The sequence below is a fragment of the Arthrobacter oryzae genome (assembly GCF_037911235.1).
Taxonomy (GTDB): Bacteria; Actinomycetota; Actinomycetes; order Actinomycetales; family Micrococcaceae; genus Arthrobacter; species Arthrobacter oryzae_E.
The window spans coordinates 37,838-54,191 of sequence record NZ_JBBLYW010000001.1 but is presented as its reverse complement, the minus strand read 5'-3'; the positions used below and the strand labels follow the sequence as shown (position 1 = coordinate 54,191).

Sequence of the window (16,354 nt, the reverse complement as noted above, 5' to 3'; positions counted from 1 at the left end):
GGCGTTGACCGGGTAAGGCCTTCTACAGCGTGGATGGTCGCTTGGCACCGGCTGGGTCGAGCGACGAGCTCGCGACCTTGCGCAGGGACTGACCGGTGACCGTGCGCTGCTCGCGCCACAAGGAGAATCCCAGGGCGACCAGGGCGACTGCGTTGGGCAAGGCGAACAGTCTGAAGTTGATCTGCGGCAGCACTAGGATCGCGATAGGAGCAACGGCGCCAACGGCGAGCAGTACTGCAGTCCAACGGACGAGGATTTGTGCGCGGAAGAGGGCGATAGCGAAGAGCAGGCCGCCGCCCAGGTAGCCGATTCCCATGAACGAGATGAGTGGCTGCATCAGGCCGATGTCACCGGCCGCACTGCCGTTTGTGGACACGGCAAGGACGTCGTTGACGTAGCCGGGCGCACCGTGGGCGATGGATGGGAGGACGACCATCCCAATTGTTTCGACGCTCAGCATGGTGACGTAGCCTGCGCTGAAAAGGACGTACCCGATCAGGCCAATGACCCCGGTCTCCTTGGTCTGGCGTAGGTACATTCCTGTGATCCCGACGAGCGCCAAAGCGGCCATGAGCACCTTCATCCCTTGCCGGACCGTCCATTCGGTTGTGGTTACAAAGTTGGCATCCAGATGGGGATGGTTGATCTGGACGGCAGCAAACAGCAATCCTGCGGCAATGGCGCTCAGGCCGGCCGCCCGGGTGAGCTTGGTGGCGGTGATGGACATGTCCGGCTCCTTGTTTTTGCGTGTCCGTGGCTAAGCGCTACGGATGGCTCAAATGTAGGAACCAATGGGGTGACCAGGCGTCACCCAAGGATGTGATTGACGGGGTGAGATCCGGGCAGCCCGGCCCTCTATACTGGGGGCATGCCGACGCCCGTGCTGGCTACGAAGCTCTTTTTTCCGGCACCGCGCCCGCAGATCACTTCCCGGCCCCGGCTGCTCAAGCGTCTAAACGATGAACTGGGCGCAAGCCGGAAGCTGTCACTCGTTTGCGCTCCGGCGGGCTTCGGGAAGACCACCCTGCTCAGCGAATGGATCATCCAGCGCAGACGGCAGCACCCCGGCGTATGTATCGCGTGGTTGTCCCTGGACGCGCACGATAACGACCCGTCACGCTTTTTGGCCTACCTTGTTGCTGCCCTGCAGGGCGTTGACGCGGAAATCGGCGCGGAGATTACCGGCATGAGGCACAGCGGTCAGGTCCTGGCGGCGGAACCAGTGCTGACGTCCCTGATCAACGACATAGCGCGGTCCGGGAAAGAGTTCATCCTCGTGCTCGATGACTACCACGTCATTGAAGAACGACCGGTTCATGAAGCCCTCGCGTTCCTTCTGGACCATCTGCCGCCACAGCTGCACCTGGCCATCGCCACCAGATCGGATCCGCCGCTGTCGCTTGCCCGCTTACGGAGCCGCGGCGAGCTGACCGAGCTCCGGGCCGCCGACCTGCGCTTCACACCGGACGAAGCGGCTGATTTCCTCAACCAGGTCATGAACTTGGGTCTTTCAGCGGATGACATCGCTGCTCTTGCGACCCGGACCGAGGGGTGGATCGCGGGACTTCAGCTGGCCGGGCTGTCCCTACGGGAGCACGACGACGCCTCCGCGTCTATCAGGGCTTTCACGGGAAGCCATCGCTTCGTCATCGACTACCTTGTGGAGGAGGTGTTGCAGCGTCAGCCGGCAGAAGTCCGCAACTTCCTGGTGACCACAGCTCTCCTGGACCACCTGACAGGAGGTCTGTGTGAGGCACTCACAGGCGTGGGCGGGGGCCAGGCCATGCTTGATGCGCTGGAGCGGGACAATCTGTTCGTTATTCCACTGGATGATCGGCGGCAGTGGTATCGCTATCATCATTTGTTCGCCGAAGTCCTGCGTGCACGGGCTCGGCAGGAACTGCCCGGCCGTATACCCGAGCTGCATCGACTGGCAAGCGAATGGTACGAACAGAATGACCTGACAGAGGACGCGGTTCACCATGCATTGGCGGCCGAGGACTTTGAACGGGCCGCCAACTTGATCGAAGCGGTTCTGCCGCAAATGCGCCGGACCCGACAGGATGGAATGATGCTGGCCTGGCTGACGGCGCTTCCTGACGAGGTGGTCCGTACCCGCCCCATGCTCAGTGTCTTCTACGCCTGGCGCATGCTCGTCTCCGGCGACCTCGACGCCGTCGAGCCCTGGCTTTGGGCCGCTGAACAGGGACTGGAAGCCGCAGCAGCAGAGGGCGAGGGTCCAGGCGTCTCCGCCCCGACATCAGTCCGCGGGCAAGAGCTCCGGATGCTGCCATCAACCATCGCAATGTACCGAGCGTCAGTGGCTCAGGCCAGGGGCGACGTCGCTACCACTGCACACCACGCGCGGGAGGCATTCGAACTCGCCCGACCGGAAGACCATTTCGCCCGTGGGGCAGCAGCAGCGTTTTTGGGGTTGGCTTCCTGGGCACAAGGCGACGTTGATACGGCTGTCGACACCTTCTCAGATGCAGTCGTGAGCCTCCATGAAGCGGGAAACCTCACCGATGAGCTCAGCAGCACCATCCTGCTGGCAGATATGCAGGTCGCGCGGGGACAGCTTCAGGAAGCGCGAAAGCTTTACGAAAGGGCTCTTGGCCATGCGGCCGCCCAAGGGGGACCGGCACCCCGTGCCACTGCTGAGCTGCATGTGGGCTACAGCGAGCTCTGCCGTGAATTTGGGGACCTGGAGAGCGCAGCCCGTCATCTTCAAAGAAGTAATGTGCTGGGCCAGCATGTCGCTCCCCTGACGGAGCACTCTTACCGGTGGTTCGTTGCGATGGCAGGCGTGAGGGAAGCCGAGGGGAACATGACCGGGGCCATTGAGTCCCTTGACCAGGCCCAGCTCCTGTATCTGCGTGGTTTTTTTCCGGAGATCCGCCCCATCCCCGCATTGAAGGCGCGCATGGCGATCAGGCAGGGGCGGCTGTCAGAGGGCTGGGCGTGGGCACGCAGCACCGGCCTGCTGGCGGTGGGGGAGCTGAGCTACCTGCGGGAATTTGAGCACCTCACGCTGGCGCGTCTTCTCATTTCCCAGTACAGGGTCCTGCCGGAAGAAAAGACGATCCAGGAGGCGGCGGACCTGCTCGCGCGCCTGCTCAAGGCTGCGGAGGCAGCCGGACGCAAAGGAAGCACCTACGAGATCCTCGTGCTGCAGGCCCTCGCACTGGAAGCCCAGGGCGAACGCGCGCTGGCGCTGGTGCCCCTGGAACGTGCCCTGGCGGAAGCCGGACCGGAGGGTTACGTCCGCCTCTTTCTGGATGAAGGAGCGCCCTTGGCGCCGCTGCTGGCTGAGGCAGCAGGCAAAGGCACCGCCCCGGCCCACACCGCCTTGCTCAGATCCTTGGAAACCGTGAAATCTCGAACGGCCATCAGGGGGACTACCGCACCTCAGCTGGAGGTCCTGAGCAAGCGCGAGCTGGAGGTACTGAGGTTACTTGGCTCGTCATTGAGCGGACCGGAGATCGCCCGACAGCTCTTTGTCTCGGTCAATACCCTGCGCACCCACACCAAACGCATCTTCACCAAGCTCGAGGTCAACAACCGGCGGGAAGCGGTGCGCCATGGCAAGGAGCAGGGCCTGATTTGAGGGCCTGCGCAGCCCTCGGGGAGTCACTACATCTATCACCACGGATGGTGACGCGGAATCACCCCACGCCTCGGTAGCTTCAGGTTGTTCGCGGCATCCGTTGCGGGCCAACTCAGAGCAGAAAACGCGGACCATGAGCATCACGCCGGGCAAACTTTCTCAGGCCGCCGGTATATCCGCCCTGCCGTACCGGTGGGGCTGGCGATGATGTGGCTCGTGTCAGCGCTGGTCGAAAAGTGAGCCATTTCGTGGGTTGAAAAGTGAGCCACGTTGACGCTGGTTATTCTGCCGTATTTTCCGGTCTTGTCGAGGGCAGGGAGTCTGTCCGTGTGTGCTTGAGCCGGTAGCTGGAGCCTTTGAGGGTGACGACTTCGGCGTGGTGGACGATGCGGTCGATCATGGCTGAGGCGACGACCTGGTCACCGAAGACGTCTCCCCAGCGGGCGAATGGCAGGTTCGAGGTCAGGATCAGCGAGGCGTGTTCGTAGCGTGAGGAGACGAGCTGGAAGAACAGGTTCGCGGCGTCCTGTTCGAACGGGATGTAGCCGACTTCATCGACGATGATCAGCCCGTAGCGGCGCAGCCGAACCAGTTCCTGCGGCAGCCGCCCGCCCTGATGCGCAGCTTGGAGGCGGGCGACCCAGTCGATGGCGGTTGCGAAGAGGACCCGGTGGCCCAGTTGGGTGGCTCGCAGCCCGAGCCCGGTGGCGAGGTGGGTTTTGCCGGTTCCGGGCGGTCCGAGCAGGACGATGTTGGACGCTTCGGTGAGGAACGCGCCGGTGGCCAGGTGCGCGATGGTGTTGCGTTTGAGGCCGGGCTGATGCTCGAAGCTGAAGTCCTCCAGCGACTTGCGGGCAGGAAACCCGGCTGCCCGGGCGCGGGCTTCGGCTCCGGATGCTTCGCGGGCGGCGACTTCCCTGGACAGGACCGCGGCGAGGTATTCCTCATGGGTCCAGCCGGCCTCGCGGGCCTGGTCCGCGAGCCTGGCTGCGGCTTCCCGGATCCGCGGCGCCTTCATGGCCCGGGAGTAGTACTCGATCTGCCCGGCAATTTCCTTCGCTTGGGCCATCACGCGACCTGCCCGTCATCAAGGACGACACCGAAGGTCCGGTCGTAATCAGCCAGGTCCCGCAGCCCGGCCGTGTCCAAGGATGGTGCGGGGTTTTGGAAGGCTTTCCGTAACGTCCGGGCGGCCTCGACATGGTCTGGATCGGTGACCGTTAACCCGGCGCCCCAGGACCTTGCGTGGTTTCCGACGCATCGTCCGTCCAGGGTGATGGTGACTGTTTTCAGGTCTGCGGTGACGTCGACGAACCTGCCGATGGCGTACGGGTGCACGGAGTAGTCGTTGGATCCCATCCGGACGTAGTAGTCCCGCGGGAGCCGGACCCTGGTCGCGAATCCGGTCACGGGCGGAACCGGCGGCAGTCCCAGCATCGCCGCCTTGTCCTGGCGGATCAGCTCCGCGGGCCGGGCTCCGGTCCGCCGGACCAGACGGGCATTGGCCAGGGGAAGCCACTGGCCGAGCTGGGCGTTGAAATCCTCCGGCGAAGTGAAGGTCCGGCCAGGAAGGAACGAGGTCTCCAGGAACTGGTTGGCCCGCTCCACAACGCCCTTGCTCTCCGGGTCGTATGGTTTGACCTGCACGATTCTGGTGGCGAGGACCCCGGCGAACGCCGCGACGCCGGCGGAGTAGCTGTTCCGCCGACCGATGCCGGTTTCGTTGTCCCAGATCAGCCGGCGCGGAACCGCACCCAGGGACCCGATCAGCTCCCACATCCCGGCCAGCAGGTCCCCGGTCATCCGGGACGGGATCATCCGGGCCATGATGAACCGTGAATGCGAGGACACCATCACCAGCACGGGCAGAACCCTGGGTTTGCCGGTCCCGACGGGTATCCGCACCTCGGGGAACCACAGGTCGCACTGCGCCTGGTCCCCGGGTTCGTAGCTGATCCGGTCAGCGGGATCCGCGGGGGCGTACTCCGGCCGGATCCTGGCCACGTTCTCACGGAACCATGCCGGGGAACCGGACCAGCCCACACGCTCCGCCAGCACTGTCGCCGGCATCCGCGGGTTCTCCCTCAGCAGAGCCCTGATCGCTGGTTCCACCTCCTTGATCCCGGAGTCTTGCGGCGCACGCACATATGTCGCCGGACCATCGGCGCTGACCGCTTTCGCGACAGTGTTCCGGGAAATACCCAGCCGCGTCGCTATCGACCTCATCGATTCACCCTCGGCAAGATGCAACTGCCGAATAAGCGCCCAATCCTCCACTGTGATCACCCACCCAATCGTTTGGAACGGGTGGCTCAGTTTTCAACCGTCATAATGGCTCAGTTTTCGACCGTCACCGACAGGCTCGGCTATTCCCTTTGGTCCCGAGAACGAAAAAACGCAGGCGGCCAACTGGTTTAGGGAAGCCCCCAGTCCTCCCACGCTCCGGCCTGATGCGCAACAAGACAGGGGATGAAAGACATGCCGGCAGAACACCACGGGCTCGGGCAGTACCAACTCCGCATCCGGGGACACCTCGACAGCTCCTGGACCGATTGGTTCGAAGGCATGGCCCTCACACAAGAAAACGATGGAACAACCAGCCTGTGCGGACCGGTCCTCGATCAGGCAGCGCTGCACGGCCTGCTCGCAAAAGTTCGGGACATCGGCGCGACGTTGATAGCCGTGAATCTCCTGGAGGACCCAGACCCCAGGACAAAACCACGAAGATCCGGCGCTCGGCAAGCAGCGGCCACACCTCCGATTTCACCCAATGACCCTGCAGGAGAAGGCAGCGCGGAATCTGCCCCTCACCCAAACCCGCATCCCCGTGTCTAATCAGGAGGAAAGGTTGAAAACCATCTCAGTTACCACCCACATCCCGTCACCGCCGGACGTCGTGTGGAAGATCCTCACCGACTTCCCAACCTACGCCAACTGGAACCCGTTCATCACCCGGGCCAGCGGGGATCCTAAAATTGGCCACAAATTCAGCATCAGGATAGTCCCACCTGGTGGGGGCGGAATGACGTTCCGTCCACGCGTGACCGCGGTGGAACCCGAGCACTTGCTCGAGTGGTTCGGAACACTCGGAATGCAGGGGCTCTCCGATGGCCGCCACGCCTTCGTCCTCAAACCCACGGCAGGCGGCACAACTCTTACTCAAACGGAAACCTTCTCTGGTCTTTAGTGCCACTCATGACCGGAGTACTTCAACGGACAAAGAAGGGATTCGAGAACATGGACAATGCCCTGCTCAGCCGGGCTGGCTCATGGCCCTCAGCGTCAAGACAGCCTGAGGCGCCGGAATAATCGCCTGCCTCGATTGCCGGACGGCCCACCCAGAGGGGCCCACCCAGAACGAGGGCACAGTGCCCCCTCATCCACTGCGGAGTCGGTCAGGCAGCAAAGCTCCAGAAGAAAGAACACCGACGCCGGTTAATCGGGAGATGTAGGGCGAACCACCTCATCAATCACCACAAGTGGTGACGCCCAGTCACTAAGCGCCCGCGTAGCTTCAAGTTATCCCGGCACCCCCGGTCATGACGCCTCCTTCAACACTCGTTATTCGCGCAGAACCCTTTAGATAAGAGCTCCAAATGTCATCCAAAATCGAAGTACTCCTCCCTGCAGCACTCATCAGGATCTTCGCCTTCGCCGGATTTATCTCAGCAGCAATCCTGCTGGTCAACGCGGCAAAGAGAGCAGGGATCATTCCCACATCACCTTTCACCCAGCTCGCTGCACCGATTGCTCAAATCGCGGCCATCGGACTGGTGATCGGGATGTATCTGTTGGTTTCCCGCAAGGCCAGGACCCTCGCAGCATCAGGTGCCGTTATCTCCGTAACGTCGCTGGCCGGCCTCGTGGGGGTTGAGTTCGTCCTCAATCTCGTCTTTCCCTACATTGGCCAAGATGTAGTTGCCGTCCTGCGTTCAGGTCCCTTGGGTATCGCCCTCACAGTGGTATCGATGCTCTTCCTCCTCGGTACCGTGATCTTCATGCTCGCACTGTGGCGCACTTCAAGCGTTCCCAAAGGCGCCATAATCCTCTACACGGCGAGTTCACTTCCCATCGCCCTGCGAACGGTGTTTCCGGAAACCGTGCTGCAACTGGGGCTGATTGGTTTGGCCGTAGCCGCCGCTTTCCTTGCAACCTGGATGCTTCGCAACATTCCTCGTACAACAGCAGGCGACGGGGTCGCAAATAGGGTGCAGTCAGCAGCGGTGATTGCACCCTAAACAGCCGTAACTGCCCGAAGGGCCCCGCCGACGCTTTGCGGTCGGCGGGGCGCGTCCAGCGGTGACCAGAACACGCTGAGAAAGCCGCTACCCGCAATTTTCCAAACGCCGATTGACCTTCTGTCAGCCGGCCCAGTGCTCCTCAGACTCATACGTGCCATTCGCACCTGTCCAGCCACCCCACTTCTTCATTCGCTTACCCGAGGGTGCCCCGAGTCTTAACGGGCGCTTGGGATCGAAATAACCGCTGCAATCAACCAATGCCGGGTATTGGCCCGGCTCTTGTACTAGGAGTAGCAATGAGTTCGCTTACAAACCATACAAAACGTCGCTGGCCATTCCGTCGCACGCGCAAAATACTTGGCGTTGTCGCTATCACTGCGTTGGGCATAACGCTTGCATCCACAGCGGCCAACGCGTTCCTGGAACAGCAGGAGAAGTCAAGCACTGCCCAGTACGGTGAACTTGTGGAGGTCGCGGGAGGCTCACTGAACGTCGTTCGAGCTGGCACCGAAGGTGGGCAGCCCCTGGTCCTGCTCAGCGGCCTGGGCACGATAGCTCCGGCGCTGGACTTCGCCCCTATGATCAGGGAACTCGATGCTTACGACGTCATCGTCGTCGAGCGCTTCGGGTACGGCTACAGCGACATGAGCGCACGTGATCGGACCGTGGAGAATATCAGCACTGAGCTCCACGAGGCCCTCTCCTCACTCGACATCGGGAAGCCATACGTTTTGGCTGGACATTCGATCGCCGGCTTCTACACACTCGACTATGCGAACCGGTACCCGAGCGAAGTATCCGCCGTTATCGGCATCGACCCCACCGTGGCCACCACCCAGCTGGAGAAGCATTCCGCGGCTAGCGGCGGCATCAATATCATCGGGATACTGTCCGCAATTGGCCTGGTCCGAACAGTGGTCTCGGTTGCTCCCGGCGCGGTAGACCCGACAAGCGACGACTTCACCACATCCGAATTGGAACGCATGCGCCAAATGACAATCTGGAACTTCGGCAACGCGGCAGTCGCCGACGAAAGCGCCCGAGTCGCCAGCAATGCCGCAGCACTCCACGGATTGACCTACCCGGAGAACATACCCGTTCTTCACTTCCTCGCCAGTGACAGCGTGACCACCTTTCCGGACTGGCTCGAGTCACACAAGAACCAGCTTAAGAGCGTCAACCGCCACGAAATCGTCGAACTCAAGGGCCTGCATAACCTGCACTGGACGCAGTCAACGGCCATGGCTAAGAAGATTACACAATTCCTTCAGGACAGTGCCCCATCTCAGGCGCAGTCCACACCCCCTCAGGTGCAGTGACCTAGAAGGAAGCGGACAACGGTCGGATAGTAACCCCTTGTCGGGGCCCTGCCCCGGCTATTTTCGCTGCCGATAACGGACCCTTCGTCAAGCTGAGGGGGAGGAGGGTAGAGGCCGACCTGTGCACGGGATGGGCACCTGAACTGATTCAGCCAGTCGTTGGCCGATCAAGCGCCGCGTCCCGAGGTGGCGAAACTCCGGCGAAATAGCGGTTGACCAAAACTGCATCTCCAATATTGCCGTATGGCACGAGGCATGGGGCGCCGGTCACTAAGCGCCGGAGTTCGGGGTAAACCGCTCTGATTGTCCATAGTTCTCTGGACAATCAGAGCGGCATCGCTATTTCCGGCAACCTGATCCTGACTTAGGCTGAAAGCACCACAGTTGGAGATGCGGAGTAGGCGCCATGAGTACGAGGATGATCCTTACCGGCAGCGGCCTTGGCCGACCGTCTGGCAGTCATGTCATTCCTGCCCGCAGCATACGCAGAGCGGCCGGGACGCAAAAATGAGTATTTCCGTCCGCCAATCGAAGGAGAATCTCGTGTTGCTTTGGATAGCCATCATTATCGCAGTTCTCTGGCTTCTCGGCCTGCTCGGCAACATCGGCGGCGGTTTAATTCACCTGCTTTTGGTTATTGCCGTGGTCGTCCTTATTTTCCACTTTGTCCGCGGCAGGTCCCGCGCCTAGAGTCGAAACCTTGTTCTGCCGCGGCGAACTCCGAAATCTATAGGAGGCTATCTCTTGGCGCCAGGTGGGCGAATTTCCCATCCAGTGACGGCCATCATCGAACGCCGATAATGGAGATTCCGTCACAAGGTTCTTGTCCCGTTCGGCGCTGCCGCCGCAAGTCAGAAGGGGTGTGCACAATGTGCAGACCTTGGGCTTCGGACTGGTTCGTACCGGTGCCGGACTGGGCCGGATTGGCGATGTTTTCAGCGGATCGGCGGATTTGCCAGGGCTGGAGTCCGGTTCGAGTCCCACCTCGGGCACGCATAACCCTTCGTCAGAGGGGTTTTTGCTTTAATGTGTGGACATTGACTCTCCGCGGGTCCTTTTTTCGCACTGAACCAGCGGGACACCCGTCACGGCAGGCCGGCATAGCTTGACGTACAGCAGCTATCCTTGGCCCCGAAAGTAGCGTGCTATTCACGGCAACTCCCGGTACTCCATACCGTGGCTTTGGACGGGACCGATGATCGAAGTCGAGGTAACCATGGATGTGAAACCTGAGGTCGGCGAACCCGATGCGGGACCCTGGCAAGCGGAGTCACTGGAAGGGTTGGTGCGGCGGCTACTGCCGGCAGCAGGACATCGTCCGAACCGCCCTTGGATTGTAGCGGTAGATGGCAGGAGCGGGGCAGGCAAGACCACCCTGGTCGAGCGCCTACTGGCTCGAGTGCCGGACTCAGATGTCGTTCACACGGACGATGTTGCGTGGCATCTCTCGTTTTTTGACTGGGCCGATGAACTCCGTGACGGTGTCCTCGAACCCTTGCTCCAAGGCGAGGCAGTCCATTACCGTCCGCCGGGTTGGGTGGCCCGAAAACGTCCAGGTGCCATAGCTCTACCCGCGGCGCGTTCCGTGGTGTGGGTGGAAGGGAGCGGATCATCACGCCGAGCGCTCTCGGACCTCATCGACGCTTCAATCTGGGTGCAGTGCGACAACCTTGAAGCCCGACGTCGTCTCCTGGCACGCGATGGCCAGGAAGAAGGAGACCTGCACAGGGAGTGGGAAGAACAAGAAATTCCCTTCCTGCTTGAGGATCGGCCATGGGCGCGCGCTACAGCGATCGTGGCCGGAAGGCCGGCAATAGAGCACGATCCGAATACCCAGGTAGTGACCGCTCAGCCGGCACCAGCACGCGCGGAGATTACCTAACGCACTGATTTGCCATCCCCCTCCACCGAAGGGGCCCAGGGCCCGTGCATGCTTTAACGCCGTCAGCGGCAAAGCGCTCTTGTTGGCGCCTGAGCTCCACGGCGTCCTGGCGTGACAACTTGAACCTCCCACCCAGTCCATGGGCAAGGTCGGTGTGTGCTGGGACAACGCCGTCGCCGAGAACTTCTTCTCGCACCTCAAGACCGAGTTCTACCACCACGAACGCTTCGGTTCCAGGCTCGCTGCCCGAACCGCTGTGATGGACTACATCGAAGGCTGGTACAACCGCCGCCGGCCCAACCGCAGAGCCGGCGGCATTGCACCCGTCACAGCCCACATCACCTACCAGACCAGCGCCCAGAAACCCCTGGCCGCCTAACCAAAACAAACGATGAGCTGTCTCACGAACTTGACGACCGCACTCCGCACCGCACCCGGGAAACGGGCAAACGTTTGATAGCGATTGACGTGTGTTTCCGTGTCCTATGGATGCTGAATGTTTCGTGGGACCGGGTAATGAAGCGGAGACGGCGGCTCGGGTGAAGTGGCTTCGGATTACATCCACCCGCAGCACAGGCGATCTTTTGGGCTTCTCTTGCCGCTCTTCAAAGCATCGGTCGATTGACGTGCAGAGAAGGAAGGATGGCCGGGGAGTGGACGGCCCGGAATCTACCCCGGGACACCTGCGCGACAAACGCGGCCGCGCGATGCGGCTGCAGGAACAGAATCCGGCCGCGCCAGCGTGTTCACCGTGTACCCGTCGCTGAGCGGTTCCGTCTCTGAAGCCGCGTGGCGTCTCCACATCCATATGTAGTTACCGGGGCTGCAGCTCCCTGGAAGCCTGGCCGGCCACTGTTACACTCTGCTCATGATCGGGCTTCCCTTCGCGGGAGACGGGCTGGTGCACGCCGGCCTGTTAGGGCTGGGAATCCTCGCAGCCTTGCTGTTCTACGCCTTTGAGAAGCGCCGGCGCGGCCTGTCCGACCCGCGGTTGTGGCCCATTGCCGGTTTCGCTATCGCCTTCGGGGCCATCGGCTCAAGGGTCCTCACGTGGGATTTTTCCCGGCAGGTCTCCTTGGCGGACTGGTGGGGCAACGGCGACCGCAGCATCCTGGCGGGCCTTGTGGGCGCATGGCTCGGCGTCCATCTGGGTAAACGGCTGACAGGTTACCGCGAACCCGCCGGCGATTTGCTTGCGCCCGCGGTCGCCTTGGCGCTGGTCATCGGGCGGGTGGGCTGTCTCCTTACGGAACTGCCCGGCACCCCGACGGGGGGAGCCTGCGGGATAACGCTCACTCCCGGGCAGGCTGCGATGTTGGGCGGGCTTCCCGGGGTGGGGCTCCACCCGTCCTTTGCCTATGAAATCGTGTTCCATGTGGCCGCATTCGCGCTCATGTGGCGGTATCGGGACCGCCTGCCTGGTCCTGGCGACCTCTTCATCTGCTACGTGACGTCCTACGCCTTGTTCCGGTTCGGAGTCGAATTCGTCCGCGGCAACGAGGTGCTCTGGCTGGGGATGAGCCGTCCCCAATGGTTCCTCCTGATGATTCTCCCCCTGCTGTTCTGGCGGATGCTGCGGGTCTTCGGGAAACCCCTCCGCCCTAAGCTAGAAGGAAGAGTGGCATGAGCAAGGACAATTCGCGCCAAGAAGAGGAGGAACCCCCAGAACCAGCGCTCGGCCCCATGGGGTTCGGAATCCTGTTCGGGACTACTGCCCTTTATGCCATCTATGTCGGGGTACCGATTGCTTTCGGTGGACCCGCTTCCATGCGTTTCCTGACCGGGCCGTCCGCCTTCATTCCCATCGCCGTCTATCTGTTGGTAGCGATTGTGCTGGCGGTCCAGCCACGCACGTCCCGGTGGGGTGCTGGACTGCTGATTGGCCTGGGAATCTTCACCCTGCTCGGCGGCGGGGTCTGCGTCGGAACCCTCGCCGCGCAGATGGGAACTTGAAATGAATCCCTCACCGTTCTCTGCCCGGCAGGTACTGCCCGGCCCGGGCCAGCCGCTGCGCGGGGACCGCATTCCGGGTCGGCGTCGAATTCGTGCGCGGCAACGAGGTGCTCTGGCTGGGGATGAACCGACCCCAATGGTTCCTCCTGATGATTCTCCCCCTGCGGCTCTGGCGGATGCTGCGGGTCTTCGGGAAACCACTCCGCCCAAAGTTGGAAAGAAGAGTGGCATGAGCGATGACAACCCCGAAGAAGCCTGGAGCCCACTGCCACCGCCCCGAGAAGAGGAGCAGCCCTCTAAACCAGGGCTCGGCCTCGTGATGCTCGGAATCCTGTTGGGGGCTCCTGCCCTTTATGCCCTTTATTTTGGGACGACAAGGGGTATCGCTCCGGATGAAGGGTACAAGACCTTCCTCGCTGGGCCTGGAGCGTTCATACCCATCGCCGTCTATCTGGTGGTGGCGATTGTGCTGGCGGTCCGCCCACGCACATCCCGGTTGGGTGCGGGGCTGCTCATGGGCCTTGGAATTTTTGTCCTGTTCGGCGGCGGGCTCTGCGTCGGATACCTCGCACAGATGAGAGGCGAGGTCTGAGATGAATCCGTCACCGTTTTCTTCGCGGCAGGCGCTGCCCGGCCCCGGCCAGCCGCTCCGTGGGGACCGCATCCACCGGTACGTCACAGCCTTCTGCCCCCGCTGCCACGAGACCAACCCCCCGCTCGCGCAGGTGCGCCGCCTCTCCGGCGTACTGCTGATCCGCGATGACCGGGTCTGGCTCGAACGCGGCTGCCCGGACCGCGCCACGAGACGTTGAGGGGCTACCGGCTCGCTGTCCTCTTCGACGACCCCTACTGCCCCGCCGACACAACCGTGGTCGCGGTCCTGACCTCGCTGATCGCCACGCTCACTCAGGACTGCCGGGGCAACCATCGAGGAAATTTCACCGCCGCTGCTTTCCGAGACCGACCCCCTGTACCAGCAGACGATGGCCGGCGTCACCGCCGCATTCCAGCCTTCGCAGGTCATGGACTTTTACGAGGGCATGATCGCCCGTGCTGACTCCGCCGACACGAATCCAATGACTCAGTGGGCCTGGTGGAACCTGCAAACAGTTCGGGGCTGGTCGTTCGCCAGGGAAGCCCGTGCCCAACTCAAGGCCCGCTGGGCGGAGTTCTTCAACCAGTACGACGCCCTCCTGCGTCCAGTCTCAAATGTCCCTGGGATATCCCATGACGACAGTCCCGAACCTTCCCGGCGGACGATCCTGGTCAACGGACAATCTACGCCTTACCTGAGCCAGTCCATCTGGAGTGGTCTGGCGACCGTAGCCGACCTTCGTGCCGTCGCTGTCCCGGCAGGAATAACGACCAGCAATCTGCCGACAGGCGTTCAAGTAGTCGCCCCCTCTCGAGGACCGGACCGCAATCGAAGTCGGCCGACGCATCGAACATGTAGTAGGCCGACTGACCCGCAACTAATGTAGTGATCGGCACCTGCTGACACGTGGTCAATCGGAATACAATGAGCCATGCCTGTGGCTGGCCGAGTCGCCTCTGCCGCGGTGCTGCTCGTCATTGGGGCAGGACTGGCGGTGTTGGCTGTGCTGGTCCACTACGAATTCATGAGAATTTACGGTGATGTCAGCGGTACCGCGTTCGAGGGGCTCACTTGGGGGATGACGGCCGGTCCCTCCGGATTGGCGTTCGGTCTGGTCGCGGTCGTTGCCGTGATCGGCTGGATGCTCTCGACAAGGCGGTGGGTGCGGCTTACGGCCGTGGCCATCCCGGTCCTCATGCTGATCGGGATGTTCGCTGTCACCCCCGCTGCACTGGGGCACCGGCTTGAGGTGCAGTTCGATTCGACTCCCCAATGCGTGATCGAGGGCACTGAAGAGCCCATGGCCACCGCCGATCGTGAGTCCCAGCAGGCGTTCGATTCCATCAGTCATATCGGCCATTTCAGCGGTGGCGGCATGAGTGGTGTCGGCGGCTGTACCCGCGGGTTTGCGCTCTCAGGAGACGTCGATGTGTTGCAGCACTATCGTGCTGCGTTGCCAGCGGCGGGCTGGGAAGTGGTGGAGGATGACGGGCGCCACCTGCGGGCGCACCGTGATGGCCGGGCCTTCGATGTGATGCCCTGCCCCGGAGGTGGTGTCGTCTGGGGCCGGAGGAGACGACGACCCCTCGTACGGACAGGGAAGGCCTGAGCTGGCGGGCACTGAAATTTGTCCGCACGACCTCTGAAAAACGAGATAAGACGTTAGCGTTTGTCTCGCTTGTCGTTGCGCTCATTAGTTATCGACGGTGCCTACTTCGCGGTGCCAGTACCGTCCGTCCTCGCTTCCTGTCCGCAGAATGATGTCTGACTGCGGAGGTGCTGGCCACAGCTGGAGGAAATAGGCATCAACCGGGTGGTCGGCGAACATCGCGTGTCCCGGGTCTCTTCCCGTGGCGCTGACCCGCAACCGGTAAGTGCCCGGTGGAAGACCTTCCAGTTCCCCGGTTAGCGCCCGCCCAGGTGCTCCACTGCATCTCGTGTCCTTCGGGGAGGACAAAGGACACTTCGACGACGTCCTCCCAAGAGGGATCATTCATTGCAGGTCCGTCCATCAGAACAATGCGTACCGGCGACCCTGCTGACCGGCGGGCCAGGGTTGATTTAAGCCCCGTCAGGTAGGCAGCACCGACCAAGCCGTTGACCTGACCGGCAAAGACACGATCGAAGTCCCCGTCGAAACCGCCGTCCTGAGTCCAGACGAGGTCGAACTGTCCGTAGTCGGTTCCAACAACTTGGTCCAAGAGCCGTGTCTCCACGGCATCAGGGTAGGACGCGAAAGGCGCACTACGAAGGACAACAGGGGGCGCGGTTCTTATTTGGAGTGCTCTTGAAGGTCGATTTGGGCGTGTGGACAATGTCCACACTTTGAGCAACGGACAGGGTCGTACAGAGGTCGGATCGGGCCGGATTCCGCATGTTCCCGGGACTTCCCAGTGAGACAGGTCCACGAGAGACGGGACTGCCGCAGCGCAGGCGCCCAGGGCGGACGTGATCGGCTCTGCCTGAGGCCCGGGATTCCCTGACGGCAAAGCCTGTCGGTGTGGGGAGCACCGTATGGCTGGCGTCGAGACCACTACGTTCTGCCTGTGAGAACTGAATCTTGCGAAACTGCGTCTACAAAGAATGATCCGGTCCTCATACATTGGGAATAGTGGACCGAAAGTCCTTGTCCCTGTCCGTGTACCGCTCAAAGGAGAGTGTCTTTTGTTCCACGTAGTCGCTTCGTGCGGCATTAGGCCGGGAATGGCCGAGGGGGTCCTTGATCTGCCTGCGGACATGGCCGTCGCTACCCGCCGG

14 protein-coding genes and 2 pseudogenes are annotated in these 16,354 nt (G+C 62.1%); 13 read left to right on the top strand and 3 right to left on the bottom strand.

Annotated features, from left to right (window positions below; genetic code table 11):
* Positions 1-22 precede the first annotated feature (22 nt).
* Positions 23-727 (bottom strand): hypothetical protein, encoded by a 705-nt coding sequence (locus WMN78_RS00245; protein WP_340531344.1) that lies wholly within the window; start codon positions 725-727, stop codon positions 23-25.
* Between the two features lie 141 nt (positions 728-868).
* On the opposite strand from WMN78_RS00245, the gene WMN78_RS00240 reads away from it, so the two are divergent.
* Positions 869-3,607, top strand: coding sequence for a LuxR C-terminal-related transcriptional regulator (locus WMN78_RS00240; RefSeq protein ID WP_340531342.1), 2,739 nt, complete (start codon positions 869-871; stop codon positions 3,605-3,607).
* A gap of 280 nt (positions 3,608-3,887) precedes the next feature.
* On the opposite strand, the gene istB is transcribed toward WMN78_RS00240, so the two are convergent.
* Together istB and istA are read right to left on the bottom strand one after the other, a co-directional pair.
* Positions 3,888-4,676 carry an IS21-like element helper ATPase IstB gene (gene istB, locus WMN78_RS00235; protein WP_340531340.1) on the bottom strand — a complete coding sequence of 263 codons (789 nt, stop codon included), beginning with the start codon at positions 4,674-4,676 and terminating at the stop codon, positions 3,888-3,890.
* A complete protein-coding gene (gene istA, locus WMN78_RS00230; protein WP_340531337.1) occupies positions 4,676-5,893 on the bottom strand; it encodes an IS21 family transposase in 1,218 nt (405 codons plus the stop codon). The genes istB and istA overlap by 1 nt, the downstream gene beginning before the upstream one ends.
* Positions 5,894-6,377: 484 nt before the next feature.
* On the opposite strand from istA, the gene WMN78_RS00225 reads away from it, so the two are divergent.
* From WMN78_RS00225 to WMN78_RS00180, 12 genes and pseudogenes are all read left to right on the top strand, one after another.
* Complete coding sequence (locus WMN78_RS00225) at positions 6,378-6,794, top strand: SRPBCC domain-containing protein (protein WP_340531335.1); 417 nt, start codon at positions 6,378-6,380, stop codon at positions 6,792-6,794.
* 409 nt (positions 6,795-7,203) lie between these two features.
* Positions 7,204-7,845, top strand: coding sequence for a hypothetical protein (locus WMN78_RS00220; RefSeq protein WP_340531333.1), 642 nt, complete (start codon positions 7,204-7,206; stop codon positions 7,843-7,845).
* Between the two features lie 299 nt (positions 7,846-8,144).
* The gene (locus WMN78_RS00215) at positions 8,145-9,167 is read left to right on the top strand and encodes an alpha/beta hydrolase (RefSeq protein ID WP_340531331.1); all 1,023 of its coding nucleotides are present in this window, start codon (positions 8,145-8,147) and stop codon (positions 9,165-9,167) included.
* Positions 9,168-9,674: 507 nt separating this feature from the next.
* Complete coding sequence (locus tag WMN78_RS00210; protein WP_340531329.1) at positions 9,675-9,857, top strand: lmo0937 family membrane protein; 183 nt, start codon at positions 9,675-9,677, stop codon at positions 9,855-9,857.
* 505 nt (positions 9,858-10,362) lie between these two features.
* Entirely contained in the window at positions 10,363-11,049 is a 687-nt protein-coding gene (locus WMN78_RS00205) for a hypothetical protein (RefSeq protein WP_340531328.1), read from the top strand.
* Positions 11,050-11,182: 133 nt separating this feature from the next.
* Positions 11,183-11,428, top strand: a pseudogene (locus WMN78_RS00200) (IS3 family transposase); the annotation flags it as partial.
* A gap of 489 nt (positions 11,429-11,917) precedes the next feature.
* Positions 11,918-12,676, top strand: coding sequence for a prolipoprotein diacylglyceryl transferase (locus tag WMN78_RS00195; RefSeq protein ID WP_340531326.1), 759 nt, complete (start codon positions 11,918-11,920; stop codon positions 12,674-12,676).
* Positions 12,673-13,002 (top strand): hypothetical protein, encoded by a 330-nt coding sequence (locus tag WMN78_RS00190; RefSeq protein ID WP_340531324.1) that lies wholly within the window; start codon positions 12,673-12,675, stop codon positions 13,000-13,002. Before WMN78_RS00195 ends, WMN78_RS00190 begins: the two co-directional genes overlap by 4 nt.
* A gap of 229 nt (positions 13,003-13,231) precedes the next feature.
* On the top strand, positions 13,232-13,594 hold the full coding sequence (locus tag WMN78_RS00185) for a hypothetical protein (protein ID WP_340531322.1): 363 nt from the start codon (positions 13,232-13,234) through the stop codon (positions 13,592-13,594).
* A 1-nt stretch (position 13,595) separates the two neighbouring features.
* A complete protein-coding gene (locus tag WMN78_RS21095; protein WP_425341090.1) occupies positions 13,596-13,814 on the top strand; it encodes a hypothetical protein in 219 nt (72 codons plus the stop codon).
* Positions 13,815-13,916: 102 nt separating this feature from the next.
* Positions 13,917-14,483, top strand: a pseudogene (locus WMN78_RS21090) (amidase family protein); the annotation flags it as partial.
* A gap of 78 nt (positions 14,484-14,561) precedes the next feature.
* Positions 14,562-15,206: a hypothetical protein gene (locus WMN78_RS00180; RefSeq protein ID WP_340531320.1), complete on the top strand. Its 645-nt coding sequence runs from the start codon at positions 14,562-14,564 to the stop codon at positions 15,204-15,206.
* Positions 15,207-16,354: the final 1,148 nt, after the last annotated feature.